Source organism: Streptococcus sp. NLN64 (assembly GCF_015831295.1).
Classification (GTDB): Bacteria; Bacillota; Bacilli; order Lactobacillales; family Streptococcaceae; genus Streptococcus.
In genome coordinates this window covers 12,817-31,172 of record NZ_JADXDQ010000007.1, presented here as the reverse complement: position 1 = coordinate 31,172, position 18,356 = coordinate 12,817, and the positions used below count along the sequence as shown (strand labels likewise).

The following is an 18,356-nucleotide window of genomic DNA, read 5'->3' as shown; positions in this document are numbered from 1 at the left end:
TATTGGAGGCATCATGGCACTAAAAAAAGCAAGTTTAGCCTGCACGGTTTGTGGCTCACGGAATTATTCCATCAAGCTTAGCAGCAACCCCAAACCAACACGGCTCGAAGTTAATAAATTCTGCAAGCATTGCAGCAAATACACCATTCATAAAGAAACACGTTAGGAGATATCAATGAGATTTGTCCTCGATACCTTTCGGGTCTTGCGGGATACCACTTGGCCCAATCGAAAACAACGCTGGACTGACTTCTGGTCTGTCCTACAATATTCTGCCTTTTTCATCCTCGTCATTTTTCTATTTGACCAGGCTGTATCAAGGGTCTTTAATCTTCTCTTGGACTTCTTCCAATAGAAAACCAAGCAAGAGGCTGGAACAGTTGTTCCAGCCTCTTGTCTTGTACTCTACTCTGTCCGCTACCTCGCCTACTAGCAGTTGATATACTCTTTTAGTTTATCTTTTATTACTGTGTTAGCTCGTCTTGCCGTACTTATTTGAAACTTTCTTCGAAAGTTTTATCAGCAACCTCAAAATCTCCCTCAAGATTTTGACCTGTCTACGACTCGCTGCCTTGTACTAAAAGACTCTAGCAGTTGATACTCGAAATAGTTCGAAATCTGAAATGAATTTTAATCCAGGAATTGAATTAAAATTTATAGGTCATGAAGCAAGCATCGCTTGTAATCAATCCGATGAAGATAGTTCAACAGGTCTGAGAGACCTGTTGAATATTATCGCTAAAGCGTGCAAGGCACGCAATCAAGGGGTTCGGCAAAGAAGATTCACACATTCAGATTTTGAAATGTAATAAGTGTGAAAAAACTTCTCATCAACGATTCTACAGCCTATTTCTACGCAATATACAAGCTAAACAACTACTCCTTATCCGGAATCACCCAGAAAAGATAGTAGGTAATAAAGACTGTCAAACAGCCCAAGGCTCCTTTAACCCAAATAATAGGCGCAAAATAGAGGGACAAGCCCATCAAAAGATAGATTTGAATAATAATGGCTTTTTTTCTTCTCCTTGGAATGGAGCGACTAGTAGCATAGTCCAAAGCATAATAGCGGTATATCTTGCTTCTCTTCAGCTTCTCATTGAGCCTCTGTGATGATTTGGCAAAACAAAAACTAGCTAGCAGTAAAAAAGGCGTTGTTGGTAAAATGGGTAAAAAGATTCCTAGAGTCCCTATCAGAAGGCTTAGCGAGCCCAAGATTAAATAGAAGATTCGTTTCATAAAGCCTCCTTATATTTGTTTAGTATATCACAATTTTCAGATTAAAACGATTGGACTTCTTTTTTCCAATCTCCCCATATCTCCACTTTTTTGTGTTATAATGTGTAAGAAATACGCCAAGCCTTCGGGCTTTTTTATATAGGAAAGGAATGTCCATGTTAGATAGTTTTGATAAAGGCTGGTTTGTCCTACAGACCTACTCTGGCTATGAAAATAAGGTCAAGGAGAACCTTCTCCAGCGTGCACAGACTTACAATATGTTAGAAAATATTCTTCGCGTTGAGATTCCAACTCAGACAGTTCAAGTTGAGAAGAATGGGAAAAAGAAAGAAGTGGAAGAAAACCGCTTCCCTGGTTATGTCCTGGTTGAAATGGTTATGACCGATGAGGCTTGGTTTGTTGTCCGGAATACACCCAATGTTACTGGTTTCGTGGGTTCTCACGGGAACCGCTCCAAACCAACACCGCTCTTGGAAGAGGAAATTCGTGCTATCTTAGTCTCCATGGGACAAACAGTTGAAGACTTGAATCTGGACTTCAAGGAAGGGGATACCGTACGAATTATCGATGGGGCCTTCACTGATTACACTGGTAAGATCACAGAAATTGATAACAACAAAGTCAAAATGATGATTACCATGTTTGGAAACGATACGTTGGCAGAAGTAGATATCACTCAAATTGCAGAGTTATAATTATTTTTTACACCTAAGCAAGGGTATGGCTAAATCATCTCTTTTTGCGTAGCAAATTACTGCTAAGCTGTTTAAAAAGTAATATAATAAAAGCAGAACTAAAAGGAGTGATAAAATGGTAAAAGAATTTGATATTCTCTCAATCGGAGGAGGATCCGGTGGTATTGCCACTATGAATCGTGCAGCCATGCATGGAGCCAAGGCAGCTGTTATTGAAGGAAATCTACTAGGAGGAACTTGTGTGAATCTTGGTTGTGTTCCCAAAAAAATTATGTGGTACGGGGCATCCGTAGCCGATGTCTACTCTAAATACGGTGCAGATTATGGATTTAAGAATCCCGAAGTCACATTTGATTTTGCAACCCTACGGAAAAACCGGGAGGCCTATGTGGAGCGTTCCCGCAATTCCTATGGGGGACAGTTTGAACGAAACGGGGTCGAAGTCATTGAAGGTTACGCCCGTTTTGTAGATACGAATACTGTTGAGGTTAATGGTGAACTTATTCGTGCTAAACATATTGTCATCGCCACAGGAGCCAAGCCTAGCATACCGGACATTCCTGGCAAGGATCTCGGGATTGTCTCTGACGATGTCTTCGCTTGGGAGGAACTACCAGAATCCATTGCTATTATCGGAGCAGGTTACATCGCTGTTGAGATGGCAGGGTTGCTCAATAGCCTGGGGGTAAAAGTCGATCTTTTTGTTCGGAAAGATGCTCCTCTTCGCTACCTTGATGACTATATCTTAGATGGACTCTTGCAGGAAATGAAGGCTGACGGTATTCAACTACATACACATAAAGTTGTTTCCCAAGCTGAACAGGTTAACGAAGGTATTCGCCTTCAATTCCAAGATGGCAGCAGCCATACAAGTCAAACTGTACTTTGGGCGATTGGTCGTCACCCCAACACCCACGATTTAAACCTAGAGGCCGCTGGTGTTGACTTAACAGATAGAGGTTTCATCAAGGTAGACGCTTTCCAAAACACAACTACGACTGGTATCTATGCCCTCGGGGATGTGACAGGCGAGAAAGAATTAACTCCGGTCGCTATCAAAGCTGGGCGTACTCTTGCTGAACGCCTCTTCAATGGCCAAACTCAGGCCAAGATGGATTACAGCAACATTCCAACCGTTATCTTTTCCCACCCTGCAATTGGTACAGTTGGATATACAGAAAAAGCTGCAATCCAAGAATTTGGAGCCGATCAGATTAAAACTTATACATCCAGCTTCGCCTCCATGTACACGGCTGTGACGCAGCATCGCCAACCAGTAAAGCTCATGCTGGTAACTCAAGGGAAAGACGAAAAAGTCATCGGCCTTCACGGTATCGGTCATGGGGTTGATGAGATGATTCAAGGTTTTTCTGTAGCCATCAAGATGGGAGCTACTAAAGCTGACTTTGATGCTACCGTAGCCATCCACCCAACTGCTTCGGAAGAATTTGTCACCATGCGTTAAAAAGAAGCCCTACTCATTTGTTCTGAGGGAACAGAAGAGTAGGGCTTCTTTTTTTATTTTTTCTAGAAATATATCGGCTGGATTCTTCCGCCCCTACTACATCACTAATATAGTCTTGTAATTTTCATACTCATTACATTTCAAAATCTGAATGTGTTCATCCTCTTCGCCGAACCCCTTGATTGCGTGCCTTGCACGCTTTAGCAATAATATTCAACAGGTCTCCCAGACCTGTTGAACTATCTTCATCGGATTGATTACAAGCGATGCTTGCTTCATGACCTATAAATTTTAATTCAATTCCTGGATTAAAATTCATTTCAGATTTCGAACTGTTTCGAGTATCAGGTCAAGATCGGGACGATACGCTTTTATTCATAAATAGCCGCATAGGCTTCCAAAATTTTATGGGCAATGCGTTCTACATCATTTTGCATCCCCCGCATTTCAAACGTATCCAAAACAGGAATAGAAAATTGTTGACTATATTGTTGGGCCGTCAGGCAATACTGATGATTGAAGTTGCGATTGCCGCTACCGACAAGTCCTAAACAATAGAAGGAGTTTTCGCCATACGCCATGAAATCACGGACATCTGTTGTCAGAATTTCAACATCCCCATTGTCAATTCCATTTCCTCCTTCAAGATAGGTTGGAATGAAGGTCACATAGGGCTTGTTCAATAGGAAAAACTCTTGCTCTTCCTTCACCAAGGCCTTAATGTCAATCAAGTTAATCGTCAAACCAGGATTTTGAATCAGCAAGTAGGTTTGAAGACGCGAGACGAAACTTTCTGTATTGCCACTGAGACTAATATAAACAAAGGTCAACTCTTGCATTAGAGTACCTCACCATCAAAAACTTCTGCTTCCAAAGCCTTTTGGTAGCGGCGCAAACCAAAGTAGGCAATGGCAGAAAGGAGAAGGAAAATGATAACAGTGAAGATCGCAAAAAACTTATTTGCATTTAAAACACCTACCAATTGGTCTTTGTTCTTCAAGAATGACCGAGCCATCTGATTCGAAACCATAATTGAGACCACACCACTTATAAATACTGCCAATCGCATTGCTAGATAGGTATAAGTTGATTTCACAACATCCTTTTTGAAAAATAGGAAAAAAGCAGATAGTCCAAAAAGAACAGTTACCACTGCAGTCATAGCAAGTGCTAAGGGACTACCAGCCCATTCAAAGGTGGCGATTTGAAGATTGATCGTTTCAACCCCACCCAGTTGTTGGACAATCGTTTCATCATTCCTAAATTCAGTCCAAGTTTTGATAACATTTGGTCGTTGAATAAAACCATAAATATTCGACAGTAAGCCCAGGGTTGATATCCCCAATAAGACGTATAAAAATACAGGTTTCTTTTTCATAAATTCCTCCTTATATTAAATAGAAAACTTTACTAATAGAATAGACCTAACCCCTAAAAATGTCAAGAAAAAGTCAGCGTTGACGTTCATCTCTCATTTCTTTATTCGAAAATTAAGAGAAAAGGCTGAGGCAAACTGAACCTCAACCTTTTTTCATTATATCAAGTCTGTTGAAGAGGATTCTTCCTCTTTTTTCTTTTTCCGACGACCAAAAAGCAAGGCTGAGAAGAGAGACAAACCAGCTAAACCTAAAAAGCTCGAAGACTCTTCACCTGTATTTGGAAGTCGACGTTTATCTGGAGATTCACTGAGTGACTCTGAGTTAGATTCTGAGACGGATTCACTTACGGATTCAGAAATGGACTCGGAGATAGACTCGCTTAGCGATTCTGAGACTGATTCTGAGACGGACTCGCTCACTGATTCCGAAATAGACTCAGAGACTGACTCGCTTACGGATTCCGAGATAGACTCAGAAATAGATTCACTTACGGATTCTGAGACGGACTCAGAAACAGACTCACTTATCGATTCTGAGACGGATTCAGAGACAGACTCGCTTAACGATTCTGAAATGGACTCGGAGATGGACTCACTTACGGATTCCGAGATAGACTCAGAAATTGATTCACTTACGGATTCTGACACAGACTCAGAGACAGACTCGCTTAACGATTCTGAAATAGACTCGGAAATGGATTCACTTACGGATTCCGAAATGGACTCAGAAACAGATTCGCTTACGGATTCCGAAATGGACTCTGAGACAGACTCACTTATCGATTCCGAAATAGACTCAGAAACGGATTCACTTAACGATTCTGAAATAGACTCAGAGACAGACTCACTTATCGATTCCGAAATAGACTCAGAAACGGATTCACTTACGGATTCCGACACAGACTCAGAGACAGATTCACTTACGGATTCCGACACAGACTCAGAGACTGATTCGCTTAACGATTCTGAAACGGACTCAGAGATAGACTCGCTTAACGATTCTGAAACGGACTCAGAGATAGACTCGCTTACGGATTCCGAAATGGACTCAGAGACAGATTCGCTTAACGATTCGGAGACGGACTCAGAAACAGACTCACTTAACGATTCTGAGACTGATTCAGAGACGGACTCGATTACGGATTCCGAAATAGACTCTGAGACGGACTCACTCACCGATTCCATAATAGATTCGGAGACGGACTCACTTAACGATTCCATAATAGATTCGGAGACGGACTCACTTAACGATTCCATAATAGACTCGGAGACGGACTCACTCACCGATTCCATAACAGACTCAGAGACAGACTCACTTACGGATTCCGAAATAGACTCAGAAACGGATTCACTTACGGATTCAGAGACGGACTCACTTAACGATTCCATAATAGATTCGGAGACGGACTCACTCACCGATTCCATAATGGACTCAGACACGGACTCACTTAACGATTCCATAATAGACTCGGAGACGGACTCGCTTACGGATTCCATAATGGACTCGGAGACGGACTCACTTAACGATTCTATAATAGATTCTGAGACGGACTCACTTAACGATTCCATAATAGATTCTGAGACGGACTCGCTTACCGATTCCATAATGGATTCTGAGACGGACTCACTCACCGATTCCATAGTAGACTCTGAGACAGACTCGCTCACTGATTCCATAATAGACTCGGAGACGGACTCACTTACCGATTCCATAATAGACTCGGAGACGGACTCACTCACCGATTCCATAATAGACTCGGAGACGGACTCGCTTACCGATTCCATAATAGACTCGGAGACGGACTCACTCACCGATTCCATAGTAGACTCTGAGACAGACTCGCTCACTGATTCCATAATAGACTCGGAGACGGACTCACTTAACGATTCCATAATAGACTCGGAGACGGACTCACTCACCGATTCCATAATGGACTCGGAGACGGACTCGCTTAACGATTCCATAATGGATTCTGAGACGGACTCGCTTACCGATTCCATAATGGATTCTGAGACGGACTCACTCACCGATTCCATAGTAGACTCTGAGACAGACTCGCTTACCGATTCCATAATAGACTCTGAGACGGACTCACTCACCGATTCCATAGTAGACTCTGAGACAGACTCGCTCACTGATTCCATAATAGACTCGGAGACGGACTCGCTTACCGATTCCATAATGGATTCTGAGACGGACTCGCTTACCGATTCCATAATGGATTCTGAGACGGACTCACTCACCGATTCCATAGTAGACTCAGAGACAGACTCACTCACTGATTCCATAATAGACTCGGAGACGGACTCACTTAACGATTCCATAATAGACTCAGAGACAGACTCACTCACTGATTCCATCACGGATTCTGAAATAGAATAGGAAACAGACTCACTTAGAGAGTGAGAATGGGACTCTGAAATGGACTCACTAATAGAGTTTGACAAAGATTCACTCGTAGAATTCGACAAGGATTCACTCTCAGAGTTAGAGAGAGACTCACTAATGGATCTTGACTCTGATTCTGAAATACTATTGGATTGTGACTCTGAGATGCTCTGTGATTCTGAATTGGATATCGATTCAGAAGATGATCGACTCTCGGATTCACTGGTAGATTCGCTCAGAGACTCCGAAGTCGTATCCGATTCTGTTCGTTTCTCAATCTCAACATCGTAGTTCTGACCTTCACCCGTACTACTCAAGGTTCGTTTTATTTCCGTCCCAACATCTTGAGATACATGATAAACAGATCCATCCGTGGTCGTAATAGTTGTTGATCCGGTTAAATTTTCAAAGTTATAGTCACCTTGCAAAAAGGTCTTAGAGCTGGATGAAAACTCATCTTTCGTAATCACATAGTCCGGCCAATTTTCGGTAACGACCGTTGTAGGATCTGTATTGATAGCTGTCCCAGCTTCTCCTGCAAAACTATCTACTTTCAGCTGAACACGGCCACCGTCCGTGACATCATAATAGGTAACAGTTGCTGTTTGAGGACCATACTCAATGATGAGGTCTTGACCCTCAATCACTGTTGTCGTTTCAGTGCTAACACCATCTGTTCCCTTACTGCTATCCACAGTTTTCGTCACATTACCAGCTTGGTCTGTGTGATAGATATAATAAGTCGTTGTTTTGCTGCTAACAACTGAGTCTTTTCCTTGCTGTACAATACGAGCTGTATCAGCAGGAATATCTGGGTTATAACGATAAATAATATTATAGTCTTGGACTGTGGTTTGAGTTTCAACCTCTTCCCCCGTCCGATCTACTGCTTCAATGGTTATCCGTTGAGATTGATAAGGATTGAAGCCGTCGTTTAAGTTATTCAGTGCAACTCCAGACTGGGTTCCAGCTCCATCTCCACTGATACTTGTGTCTGTAAAGGTTGTATCAATCGTAAATGGATTTCTGCTTCCACTGAAGTCCTTATATTGCATACTAAACTCGGAGACTCCATACCACACATTTAAAGGAGTCCCTTGCGTATCAGAACCATTTTGCCACTTAGAAATCCGATAATTTCCATTCCCTTTGAAGGTTCCATCTCCACTAAAGAAGACCAAAGCCCCACTTGGAAGTCTTTGACTATTTGGGTGTCCCACATTTGGACGAGTCTTTTCAAGGTTCAGGTATTTTACATTGTCGAAATTAAAGGCTGATCCGCTATTTCCACCTAAAGGAACCGAAATCAATTCTGCATAATAGTCTGTGTTGTCTGTTTGCAAATCAACAACAGAGTTTTCACCTGCATAAAATTCTGTATAGCCATTCGCTGTTCCGTTCAGATTGATGACGTCATCGTAGTTAACCTTATGATTCGTTAATTTAACCTTAAGAGTCCCATTTTTTTCAACCCGAAGGGAACTGCGATCGTTAAGACCAATGTAATTTCCAAAAGCATAGCTACCAAATTCCTTGCCATCAGACTGGAGATCCATCACAGCTTGACTCTTGACATGAAGGTTAGCATCATCTCCCATATCAATGGCAGCACCATTTCCAAAGTTCTGGAAGGTCACCTGAGCACCATCATTGGCAATAAAGTTTGACTGGTCTCCCATATAGACTCCAGCCCGACCATAGAAATTAAAGGTGGCATTTTCACCAATGGAAATTGTGTTTTGCCCCGTATTTCCTTTCGTACTCTCGATATTTGTAGAAGTACTAGGATTATTGACTTGTTGTCCCAGGACAATCCCAACACCCTGTCCAACCTTCAAGTCCAATTGAGAATAAGCCCCTGTGATAACAGAACCAGCGACCTTCTGATTTGGCTGACCAGCACGAATAGCTGTGTTGTAGTTTTCAACATTGGAAGATTTTTGCGTACTTACTAAATCTGTAGCATCCCCATTTTTAAGGGTGATCATCACCTTACTATAGTTCCCAAGTTCGACAGAACCACCCGCTATCACACGGATTCCATCACCATCAGCAGCCCGGTTCATGTTCAAGACACTACCCGCTGTTGTCACCACTTTCGCTGCCATGTTGATATTAGCCCCACGGTTAGTTGCAGTGGTCTTCACAACAGAGTTTGTATTTGTTACTGTACCATCAATTGTGATGGTGACATTCCCAGTTGACCTATTCCCGCTACCATCGTACATGATTCCTGAAATGGTCGAATCCTTATAGGTAATGTTCCCGTCACCCGTTACAACAAAAGGACCTGATGTATTACTGGTATTCAAAGTTACATTATCGAGGGTCATGTCAACGGTTGACGAATTAATGGTGTAATTTCCTAAATTTAAGCTATTCCCATTCCCTTTAATGACAACCGTATTTCCTGTATAAACAGCATTGGAAGTAGCCGTTAAACTAGAGCCTAAATTGATTTCCGTAATCGAGCTATCTTGTAAGGCGCTTGCAAACTCATCCCAAGAATTTACGGTACGACTAGTCGCGGTCGTGCTAAGGGTATTGGCACGTAGAATACGAATCTGGTCACCAGTTACCTGAGTACGTCCAGTATTCCTTGTCCGACCCTCTTTTAAGAGCTCTGTTGCTAAAGCCTGGGTACTATTCGAAATAGAAGCTATTGTGGTTTGGATGTCCGCAAGACTGACTGTTCCTTGAGCTAGTAGAGCTTTTCCTGCTACAATGTCTGCTCGACTAGCCACTAAAGCCGCGGCTAAATCTGCACTTGATTGCCTACTGGTTCTCTCCTCTACACCCTCAACAAAATTTTCTGCAGTAGTTGTAACCGTCTCAAGACGCTTCAAAGCTTGGGATTTAGCGTCCTCGTCCGCTTGCTTCGTCACCTGCTCTGTAGAGAATTCACTCGTCAAGGATTCCGAGCGACTTACAGATTCCGAGAGGGAAAGTGACTGCGAAGTAGAAACCGATTCCTGACTCAGGGATTCAGACAAGGATTCTGAACTTGAAAGAGACTGGCTTACGGATACGGATAAAGATTCAGAAGCTGAAATAGATTCAGAAACAGAAAGGGATTGACTCTCAGAAAGTGAAAGAGATTGAGAGATCTCAAGTGATAGCGACTGTTCGGTAGACAATGCCTCTTCACTAGCTCTTTGATGATCTACGGTGGAAGTACTTGTTTCAATGGAAACAGATTGAGATTCTACCTCCTGACTTTGCGGGAGAGAAATCTCATCTTGATCAACCATAACTGTTGTAGCCAACTCAGAAGAAAGAACGGTTTCTTCCGCAAATGCTTGATCAGTCCCTAAGGCTGCACCCCCTAATAAAGCAGCAATGGCACCAGCCCCTTTTAAAACAGTTTCTGGGGAGATAGGGCTACGAGTAAAATCATCATCTGTCTTTGTTTTTCGAAGTACCGGTGTCACCTTAGAACCAAGGCGAATGGCACCTACTTTTGACATAATTGTCCGAACCCAATGCTTACCAGATTTATGCATTCTTACACGAGTATGGCGATAGGATTCTTCATATTTTACATCTTTGTTCTTCACTCAAATACATCCTTTCGGAAAAATTAATAGTTACCATTTTATAACAGTGATTCCTCAAATTCAAGTGCCCACCCCTATGAAAACGTTTTTTCGACGGGTGTACCTCTATTTTTAGGAATAAAAGAAAGCGGTACAAACGACCGCTTCTTTCCTATTTTACATTAGACTGCCTACGAAACAGTGACAGAACTCGAGATTCATCGGAGTTATACTCTTTTAGTTTATCTTTTATTACTGTGTTAGCTCGTCTTGCCGTACTTATTTGAAACTTTCTTCGAAAGTGTCTCAGCAAGCTCAAAATCTCTGGGAGAGATTTTGAGCTGTCTACGCCTTGCTACCTTGGACTAAAAGACTATATCACTTGAAAATAGACTGAGTTGCCAGAAACTTCAGTGTGGTTTTGCGATATTTTCTGCTGAGAAATTGCATCCAATACATTCGTTCCGCAGGAAGAGGCTGGGATAAACGTCTCAACCTTCCTATTTTAGTTAGTGGAATAACTTTTACACAGTACTTGATTCGGTCAAACAGCAAAAAGGCTGTTTGAGGTGCAGATAGGAGAGCGAAACCAATAACAATTGTTCGCTTTTATTGAACCGTAGAAATAATCGCTTTTTCTTCTTATTCTACAGTAACAGATTTCGCTAAATTTCTTGGTTTATCGACGTCTAAACCGCGGTGAAGAGTCGCATAATAAGCGATCAATTGGGTTGGGATAACCATGGCAATCGTAGAGAGATATGGGTGAACTTGGTTAACAAGGATATCGTCATCTTCACGCGCCACACCTTCTTCAACAATGGTCAAGACATTAGCTCCACGGGCTTGCACTTCGGCAATATTTCCACGGGTATGAGCAGCCACTTTCTCATTGGCAGAAAGCAAGGCAATGACAGGAACACCATCTTCAATCAAGGAAATAGTTCCGTGTTTCAACTCACCTGCCGCAAATCCTTCTGTCTGAATGTAAGACACTTCCTTCAATTTCAAACTCGCTTCCATAGCCACATAGTAATCCTGGCCACGGCCGATATAGAAGGCATTGCGGGTTGTTTCCAAAAGACTCCGAACCTTACTATCAATCAAATCTTTTTCAGAAAGGCTAGCCTCAATGGATTGCGCAACGATAGACAACTCATGCACCAAGTCGAAGGCCTCTGCCTTCGCATTTCCATTGGCTTCGCCAACTGCTTTGGCTAAAAAGGCAAGGGCTGCGATCTGCGCAGTGTAGGCTTTGGTAGAAGCAACCGCAATTTCTGGCCCCGCATGGAGAAGGAGAGTATGCGTCGCTTCACGGGATAGGGTAGAACCAGGTACGTTGGTCACCGTCAAGCTTGGAATTCCCATTTCATTGGCTTTGACCAAAACCTGGCGACTATCTGCAGTTTCCCCTGATTGGGTTAGGAAGATAAAGAGTGGTTTCTGGCTCAAAAGAGGCATTTCATAACCCCACTCAGAGGCAATTCCCAATTCCACAGGCGTATCTGTCAGCTCTTCCAACATCTTCTTAGACGCAAAGCCGGCATTATAAGAAGTACCCGCAGCAATGATGTAAAGACGGTCTGCTTCTTGCACGGCTTGCACGATAGCTGGATCAACCTTCATCTTGCCATCCGCATCCGCATAAGTGGAGATGAGTTTACGCATCACGGTTGGCTGCTCATCGATTTCTTTCAACATATAGTAAGGGTAGGTGCCTTTACCAATATCGGACAAGTCCAACTCCGCAGTATAGCTGTCACGCTCTACCGGATTGCCTGCATAATCCGTGATAGTGACTTGGTCTTTCTCCACAACAACCAATTCTTTGTCATGAATTTCTTTAAACTCACTGGTTTCACGAATCATAGCCATGGCATCTGAGCCAACCATATTATAACCATCGCCCAAACCAATCAAGAGTGGAGATTTATTCTTAGCAACGTAAAGAGTTTCTGGATTCTCTGTGTCCATCAAGGCAAAGGCGTAAGAACCTTCAATAATATTGAGAGCTTTTTTGAAGGCTTCCAAAACGCTCAAACCTTCAGTATCCACAAAGTGACCAACAAGGTGTACGGCGATTTCTGTATCCGTCTGACCTTGGAAATGGTGGCCAGCCAAATACTGATCGCGAATCTCGGCATAGTTCTCAATCACCCCATTGTGAACCATGACCAAACGACCAGATTCTGATTGGTGTGGATGGGCATTAAGCTCACTAGGTTTTCCGTGAGTCGCCCATCGAGTATGACCAATCCCAGCAAAACCTTCTAAGTTTTCACCAACCTTGGCTTCCAAATCCGCAATCCGACCATTGGATTTCACCAAACGACCAGATTGAGAACCATTTGAAACATAGACACCAGCTGAATCATAACCACGGTACTCAAGCTTTTCTAATCCTTGTAAAAGAATATCTGTTGCATTGGGATTTCCCACAACACCAACAATTCCACACATAATTGTATTCCTCCAAAATTGGTATAGTCTAATTCGACTTTTGTGAATTAACTGACAAGATTATAGTTTTTTCATCTCTCTTTGTCAAGGAGCAAGGATTGGTATAGGTGCAAGAACAAATAAATATACGAAAACAAGGCAAAATTTCTCTCCATTTTGTAAATATGTAACAGGTGAGTCAAGTGCTCTGGTTTATTTTGCGCGTGCATAGATAGTAACTGATGTTTTTCTATCCCGCCTTCGCTACTTGCTAAACTTAAATCAGAAAAAAAGAGTAGCATGAAGTAATATCTCAATCCTTCATGCTACTCTAATATTTTTATTTGAAAATAACACAGTAAAAAAGCGCAAAAAAACACTATCTGTGTTATACTTAAGATGAACATATTTAAAGATGTCTTAAGGGTGTTGCCGCATCCCTAATGCTTTTACTGCTTCATAAGTTTGACGTGTTTCCAAAAGTTTGTAGACAATTCTTAGTATCTTATGAGCACAAGCAATAACAGCCTTCATCTTACTTCCTCTTTGGGAAACTCGATTGTATAAAGATGAGAAAGCTGGATCTTTGGAGTGACCTGCTATCATACCCGAGATCGTTAAGGCATGTTTTAAGTATTTATTTCCTTGCGTTATTCGCGAGGATTTTTTAATACCAGCACTTTCATAGGAACCTGGACATAGACCAGCCCATGAGGCTAGGTGTCCATCTGTTGGAAAAGCATCTACATCAGGACCAATTTCCGCTAAAATAACAGCAGCTGCGTTTTCGCTTACCCCAGGTACAGTCATTAATAATTGATATTCTTCGGGGAAGTGTTTATTTATATAGGATTTAATATGCTTATCCAAATCCTCAATGAGACTCTGTATCATGCGATATTGTATTAGACTTTGTGACATGAGAAAACAGTCCTCGCTGGAGAGCTTTCCATTCATGGCTTCAACCAAGTCTATTGCTTGAGCTTTTTGTTAACAAAATTTCATAATAAAGTGTTCGGCTGAATAACTAGAGGTATATCATTTTAATCCTATCAAGCCAAATACTCATATCTCTTTTAATAGCCATGAAAAACTAGTACACCTCACAAAGCAATAATATACTAGTCACTAACTAGTTTTCGAGACATCACTACAACAAGAATTGTAATCACTAAATATAAAGCCCATGTCCACTGCATATTGGCTAAACTAACAATGGAGAACACAGTAGAACCGAGTGGCATTGCAAGCATGAATAATAGAGATAGGAAACTCCCACTACGAGCCAAAACATCACTAGGTAAAGAAGCCATCAACAAACTATTTAACTTTGGATTTATTTTCCCACCTAGATAAGCTATAAATGCCAAACTAGCTAGTGAAAGAATCTGCGAACCACCAAGACTATTGTTAATCGCAATCACCAAAATTGCAAGAGAATCCAAATAGATAATGGATACCAAACGTAATTTTGCAAAATAATCATGAGGAGTCAAAGCACCAATCATACTAAAGATGACCATAATCATTTGAATAGTAAGAATCGATTGACTAAAGCTCAGTTCGAAAAGCGGGCGAGTTAAAAAATAAATGTTATAAATGGATGTCAAAGCTGAACCCAGTCCATTTAACAATAAAATAACCACCAGCATCAATCCAAAATAGTCTGTTTCCGACTTCTGGAAAACCTCTCTTAAACCTATATAAACCTCTTTAAATTGAACAATAACTGTTTTTTTCTCGCTTTGAGTAATAGGATCATGAGTCAAAAATTGACGATATTTAAAAAGAACAAGTGTTGAAGCTAAAAATAAAATTGCATTTAAACCAGCAACCAACATAAAATTGTCGTTTGAGAAAGCTAATAAATAGACTCCTAGAGCCTGACCAACTAGATTACAAATGTAAGAAAGGAATTGATTAATCGAATGAGCCTCCATCAAATCCTCTTCCGCTACAGTATGCTGAAAAATCGGCAATTCCAAACCGCCCCGATAATCTCCAATAATATCTGAAAAGATATTAAACAGACAAATAATGGAGAAAGATAACCAAGTCGCACTCTGAGTCAAAAAAGCTACACCTACAAATAAAAGAGCTTGAACAAAGCCCAAATACACAAAAAACTTGGTTTTTTCTCTCGTCTCATCCGCTTTTATTCCAACAAAAAATGTTACTAAAACTGGAATCAAAACAATGATATTTGCTATTGCAACTGCTAGCTCACTCTCACTCACTGTTGCTGCAAATGCAATGAAAACAAGGTTATACATTGCCGTTCCAAGTCTATTAAAAAAAGTTGAATAAGCTAAGGCAGCAAACGATCTATTTCTACGCAAAAGTTTCATGAATCAATTCCTCCAAAAACTCCTTTTCAATGAAACGATTTATCTCACCCGTATAATTTTCGACGGACTCCTTTAAATCTAAATGAAATAACTGATACATGGAAGACATAGATAGTTCTTCTACTATCGTAATTTCTTTTATAAACTGCTCATTGAATTAAATTCATTATAACCTAGTAATTAAGTAAAATAATCTATTTGAAAATATGAAATAAAACTTCAAACTACTTTCATATTTTCAAGTATCCACTCTACAGATCTGGCTATAATACTATTTAAATTTGAGCTAGTCCTCATTCTATATTACAATATTCCAAACAATTCAAAAGAAGGATAAAATCATGAAAAAATCGTTAAAACTATGTACTTACTAAACTTTTATTTGTCTTCTGTATCTTCATCTTTTCTTAATATAAGTTCCATATGTACTAGCCTATCAGTCAAATATTCTGATAACGGAATACAACCAAAGTCCCTTACTTTCCGTATGTATAACTCTACCTCGTATCGAGTGACTTTTTTATCCAGTAGATAGGATTTGGCACAGATTAAAAAATCTAATACAATCTTTTCAAATACATCGGTTAGAGCAAGCAATGATTTTAATTGATCAACAAAGAACTCAATATGAGTTCCTTGTTCACGTTCAATTAATTCTGATATAAGATTTATATATAGGCGTTTCAATCCAATCTGAAAATTGGTCAGGGAGAGGTAAAGTTTCGATTTTTTTACCAATTCTTTACCTAAGAATAGTAAATCCATATCTGTTAGCAGTGACATCGCATTACCAAAAAGGTGAAGCTCGTAAGCTGTCCATTGTTCTATATCAAATAGATATCTTGTCAACAAACTCCTATCTTCCTCAGAAAATTCATACCCCGGTTCAAAAATGGAGATTCCTGATTTTATTATAAAACTATTAAGCCTATCATATAAACGATCACTTTCCTCATGTAATTTGAGGAGATTTTTTAATCCATCAAGATCCCTCTCCATTGTCAATTGTGAAATTTGTGCTATTAGCCTGTCAGTTTCTAGCGGTTGATAATCCCTTAAAGCAAGGGCAAACTCTGAGAATGACATATTGATACCTTCTATGGCATATAATAGTTTATCTGCTGTCAGCATACTTTGACCCGCCTCAAATTTTGAAAGTTGTGACACTGAAAAATGATTCCGAACAACATCTTTTTGCTTAACTCTACGAGCAAGGCGCATCTCTTTGTAAAACTCACCTAATTCAACTGTTCTATCTCTCTCCATACCAGAAACACCTTTCCAAACTTTCAGTTCATTATTAAGACAATTATAAACCATAAAATAAAAAGGAAGCAACTTCAATTTGAAGTTACTCCTTTTTTATTTTAAAAGGATGCGGGAACACATAAATATCCTGAAACGAGGCTGCCTTTCTCTAATATTTTTTGTAAATATGTAACAGGTGAGTCACTCCCCTAAATCAGACTTATAATGGAGAAAAAATAAAGGAGAACAAGATGAATCTTAAGAAGTACAAATTATACACCGCTACCTTTTTCAGTAATCTGATTTCAGATTTAGGTGATACACTCTACAGTTTAGCCCTCATGAACTATATTCTGCTGGTGCCTGAAAAACAAGCAGCGATTGCGCTCGTCAGCATTTCTGAGTCTCTTCCTATTATTTTCAGCGTTTTTCTCGGCTATTGGGCAGATCAGACTCAGCAGAAAGTGCTAGCCATCATTAGTAGTCAACTGTTCCGATTTCTGCTCTATCTTGGAGCCGGTTTTCTCCTACAATTTAATCCTGCCCTCATCCTCGTTATCAGTTTGGTTGCTATCAATTTCTTTTCTGACCTAGCTGGTAAATATGAAAATAGTCTCTTTCTTCCAATTCAAGTACAGCTACTTCCCGAAGCTGATAGAGAACAAATCTTAGGCACCAGTCAAGGAGTAGTTTCTAGTGCCGCAATCCTATTTCAAGCAATGGGAGCTATTTTAGTAACCTGGATTTCTTTTAGCCAGCTCGCCTTTCTCAATGCAGGAACTTTTCTCCTAGCTGCTGGAATTCTTTTCCTGTTTAAAACACAACTCGATAAAATTCTATCTTATCAAGACAGCACTCCTCGCAAGCCACAGCCATTTTTCGCTATGTTCCAACAAGCTCTAAAAGATGTTCGAGAATCCCCTCAAATTCTACCCTTAATAACGATCCTATCCAGTATCAATGCTTTGTTTTCCATTCTCATTCCACTTATTTTAGCCATTATGGCTATTAACGAATCCTTTTCCATTATTAACCCCGCTGCCACTGTCGCTGGCATCTCTATTCTCATTTCCCTAAGTTCAATACTGGGAAACATCTTAGTGAGTACTGCACTTAAGGGTTGGAAGTTATCAAGGTTTATCTTTTTAACAGCGGTCCTATCCCTTCCCCTATTTGGTTTCCTGATTCTGCAACAAGCTTGGCCTGTTTTCGTTTGCATCACCCTCATGGGAACCTGATGGGCTGTGTCGGTCCGAAAATATCTGCATTTTTACTCAGTCATCTACCCACTGAACGTCTAGGAATTCTTAACGCAAGTATTGGAACTTTTTTACAAGGAAGTATCCTTCTAGCCCAATTGTGTTTCTCTACCCTTCTGGTTCTTCTCCCGCTTAACTGGATCTTATTGATTGGATTTATCTGTTCTTTAGCACTGGTAGTTTTTGTGGGGAAACACAGATATGATATGTAAAAGGAGGTACACAGGAACCCTAACATTTGACAAAACCTATCCTTCCTGTACAATAAAGTTACAGGAAAAACGTTCATAGCAACGCCAAACCCCTAGACTGTTGCCGCAGTTCTAGGGGTTTTTACGTTCAAATTTGATTAACGAGCGC

Annotated in this window: 13 protein-coding genes; 5 read left to right on the top strand and 8 right to left on the bottom strand. The window is 40.6% G+C overall.

Going from position 1 to position 18,356, the window contains the following annotated elements; genetic code table 11:
* Positions 1 to 13: 13 nt before the first annotated feature.
* Together rpmG and secE are read left to right on the top strand one after the other, a co-directional pair.
* A complete protein-coding gene (gene rpmG / locus I2503_RS02055; protein WP_196091275.1) occupies positions 14 to 166 on the top strand; it encodes a 50S ribosomal protein L33 in 153 nt (50 codons plus the stop codon).
* A gap of 9 nt (positions 167 to 175) precedes the next feature.
* Complete coding sequence (secE, locus tag I2503_RS02050; RefSeq protein ID WP_196091276.1) at positions 176 to 355, top strand: preprotein translocase subunit SecE; 180 nt, start codon at positions 176 to 178, stop codon at positions 353 to 355.
* 521 nt (positions 356 to 876) lie between these two features.
* Here the strand turns inward: secE and I2503_RS02045 are convergent.
* Positions 877 to 1,239: a YbaN family protein gene (locus I2503_RS02045; RefSeq protein WP_196966858.1), complete on the bottom strand. Its 363-nt coding sequence runs from the start codon at positions 1,237 to 1,239 to the stop codon at positions 877 to 879.
* A gap of 155 nt (positions 1,240 to 1,394) precedes the next feature.
* Here I2503_RS02045 and nusG point away from each other — a divergent pair, with 155 nt between their 5' ends.
* The gene (gene nusG / locus I2503_RS02040; protein WP_160332851.1) at positions 1,395 to 1,934 is read left to right on the top strand and encodes a transcription termination/antitermination protein NusG; all 540 of its coding nucleotides are present in this window, start codon (positions 1,395 to 1,397) and stop codon (positions 1,932 to 1,934) included.
* Positions 1,935 to 2,049: 115 nt separating this feature from the next.
* Positions 2,050 to 3,399 (top strand): glutathione-disulfide reductase, encoded by a 1,350-nt coding sequence (gene gorA, locus I2503_RS02035; protein ID WP_196966857.1) that lies wholly within the window; start codon positions 2,050 to 2,052, stop codon positions 3,397 to 3,399.
* Positions 3,400 to 3,770: 371 nt separating this feature from the next.
* On the opposite strand, the gene nrdI is transcribed toward gorA, so the two are convergent.
* From nrdI to I2503_RS02000, 7 genes are all read right to left on the bottom strand, one after another.
* Positions 3,771 to 4,238, bottom strand: a complete 468-nt coding sequence (nrdI, locus tag I2503_RS02030) for a class Ib ribonucleoside-diphosphate reductase assembly flavoprotein NrdI (protein WP_196091279.1) — start codon at positions 4,236 to 4,238, stop codon at positions 3,771 to 3,773.
* Positions 4,238 to 4,777: a hypothetical protein gene (locus tag I2503_RS02025; RefSeq protein WP_196091280.1), complete on the bottom strand. Its 540-nt coding sequence runs from the start codon at positions 4,775 to 4,777 to the stop codon at positions 4,238 to 4,240. Before I2503_RS02025 ends, nrdI begins: the two co-directional genes overlap by 1 nt.
* A gap of 156 nt (positions 4,778 to 4,933) precedes the next feature.
* Complete coding sequence (locus I2503_RS09845; protein WP_196966856.1) at positions 4,934 to 10,723, bottom strand: DUF445 family protein; 5,790 nt, start codon at positions 10,721 to 10,723, stop codon at positions 4,934 to 4,936.
* Positions 10,724 to 11,344: 621 nt separating this feature from the next.
* Positions 11,345 to 13,162: a glutamine--fructose-6-phosphate transaminase (isomerizing) gene (gene glmS / locus I2503_RS02015; RefSeq protein ID WP_196092281.1), complete on the bottom strand. Its 1,818-nt coding sequence runs from the start codon at positions 13,160 to 13,162 to the stop codon at positions 11,345 to 11,347.
* 399 nt (positions 13,163 to 13,561) lie between these two features.
* On the bottom strand, positions 13,562 to 14,062 hold the full coding sequence (locus tag I2503_RS02010) for a transposase (RefSeq protein WP_196966855.1): 501 nt from the start codon (positions 14,060 to 14,062) through the stop codon (positions 13,562 to 13,564).
* 200 nt (positions 14,063 to 14,262) lie between these two features.
* Positions 14,263 to 15,489 (bottom strand): transporter, encoded by a 1,227-nt coding sequence (locus I2503_RS02005; RefSeq protein ID WP_196092283.1) that lies wholly within the window; start codon positions 15,487 to 15,489, stop codon positions 14,263 to 14,265.
* 378 nt (positions 15,490 to 15,867) lie between these two features.
* Positions 15,868 to 16,833 (bottom strand): Rgg/GadR/MutR family transcriptional regulator, encoded by a 966-nt coding sequence (locus I2503_RS02000; RefSeq protein ID WP_247644664.1) that lies wholly within the window; start codon positions 16,831 to 16,833, stop codon positions 15,868 to 15,870.
* Positions 16,834 to 16,988: 155 nt separating this feature from the next.
* Between I2503_RS02000 and I2503_RS01995 the strand changes: the two genes are divergently transcribed.
* Complete coding sequence (locus tag I2503_RS01995; RefSeq protein WP_196092260.1) at positions 16,989 to 17,975, top strand: MFS transporter; 987 nt, start codon at positions 16,989 to 16,991, stop codon at positions 17,973 to 17,975.
* The last annotated feature ends 381 nt before the right edge of the window (positions 17,976 to 18,356 follow it).

What these genes read in the sequence shown, in the direction of transcription:
- I2503_RS01995 (WP_196092260.1), top strand. Translation starts at nt 16,989, where the DNA reads ATGAATCTTAAGAAGTACAAATTATACACCGCTACCTTTTTCAGTAAT.
- gorA (WP_196966857.1), top strand. Translation starts at nt 2,050, where the DNA reads ATGGTAAAAGAATTTGATATTCTCTCAATCGGAGGAGGATCCGGTGGT.
- secE (WP_196091276.1), top strand. Translation starts at nt 176, where the DNA reads ATGAGATTTGTCCTCGATACCTTTCGGGTCTTGCGGGATACCACTTGG.
- nrdI (WP_196091279.1), bottom strand. Translation starts at nt 4,238, where the DNA reads ATGCAAGAGTTGACCTTTGTTTATATTAGTCTCAGTGGCAATACAGAA.
- I2503_RS02045 (WP_196966858.1), bottom strand. Translation starts at nt 1,239, where the DNA reads ATGAAACGAATCTTCTATTTAATCTTGGGCTCGCTAAGCCTTCTGATA.
- I2503_RS02025 (WP_196091280.1), bottom strand. Translation starts at nt 4,777, where the DNA reads ATGAAAAAGAAACCTGTATTTTTATACGTCTTATTGGGGATATCAACC.
- I2503_RS02005 (WP_196092283.1), bottom strand. Translation starts at nt 15,489, where the DNA reads ATGAAACTTTTGCGTAGAAATAGATCGTTTGCTGCCTTAGCTTATTCA.
- rpmG (WP_196091275.1), top strand. Translation starts at nt 14, where the DNA reads ATGGCACTAAAAAAAGCAAGTTTAGCCTGCACGGTTTGTGGCTCACGG.
- I2503_RS02010 (WP_196966855.1), bottom strand. Translation starts at nt 14,062, where the DNA reads ATGTCACAAAGTCTAATACAATATCGCATGATACAGAGTCTCATTGAG.
- glmS (WP_196092281.1), bottom strand. Translation starts at nt 13,162, where the DNA reads ATGTGTGGAATTGTTGGTGTTGTGGGAAATCCCAATGCAACAGATATT.
- nusG (WP_160332851.1), top strand. Translation starts at nt 1,395, where the DNA reads ATGTTAGATAGTTTTGATAAAGGCTGGTTTGTCCTACAGACCTACTCT.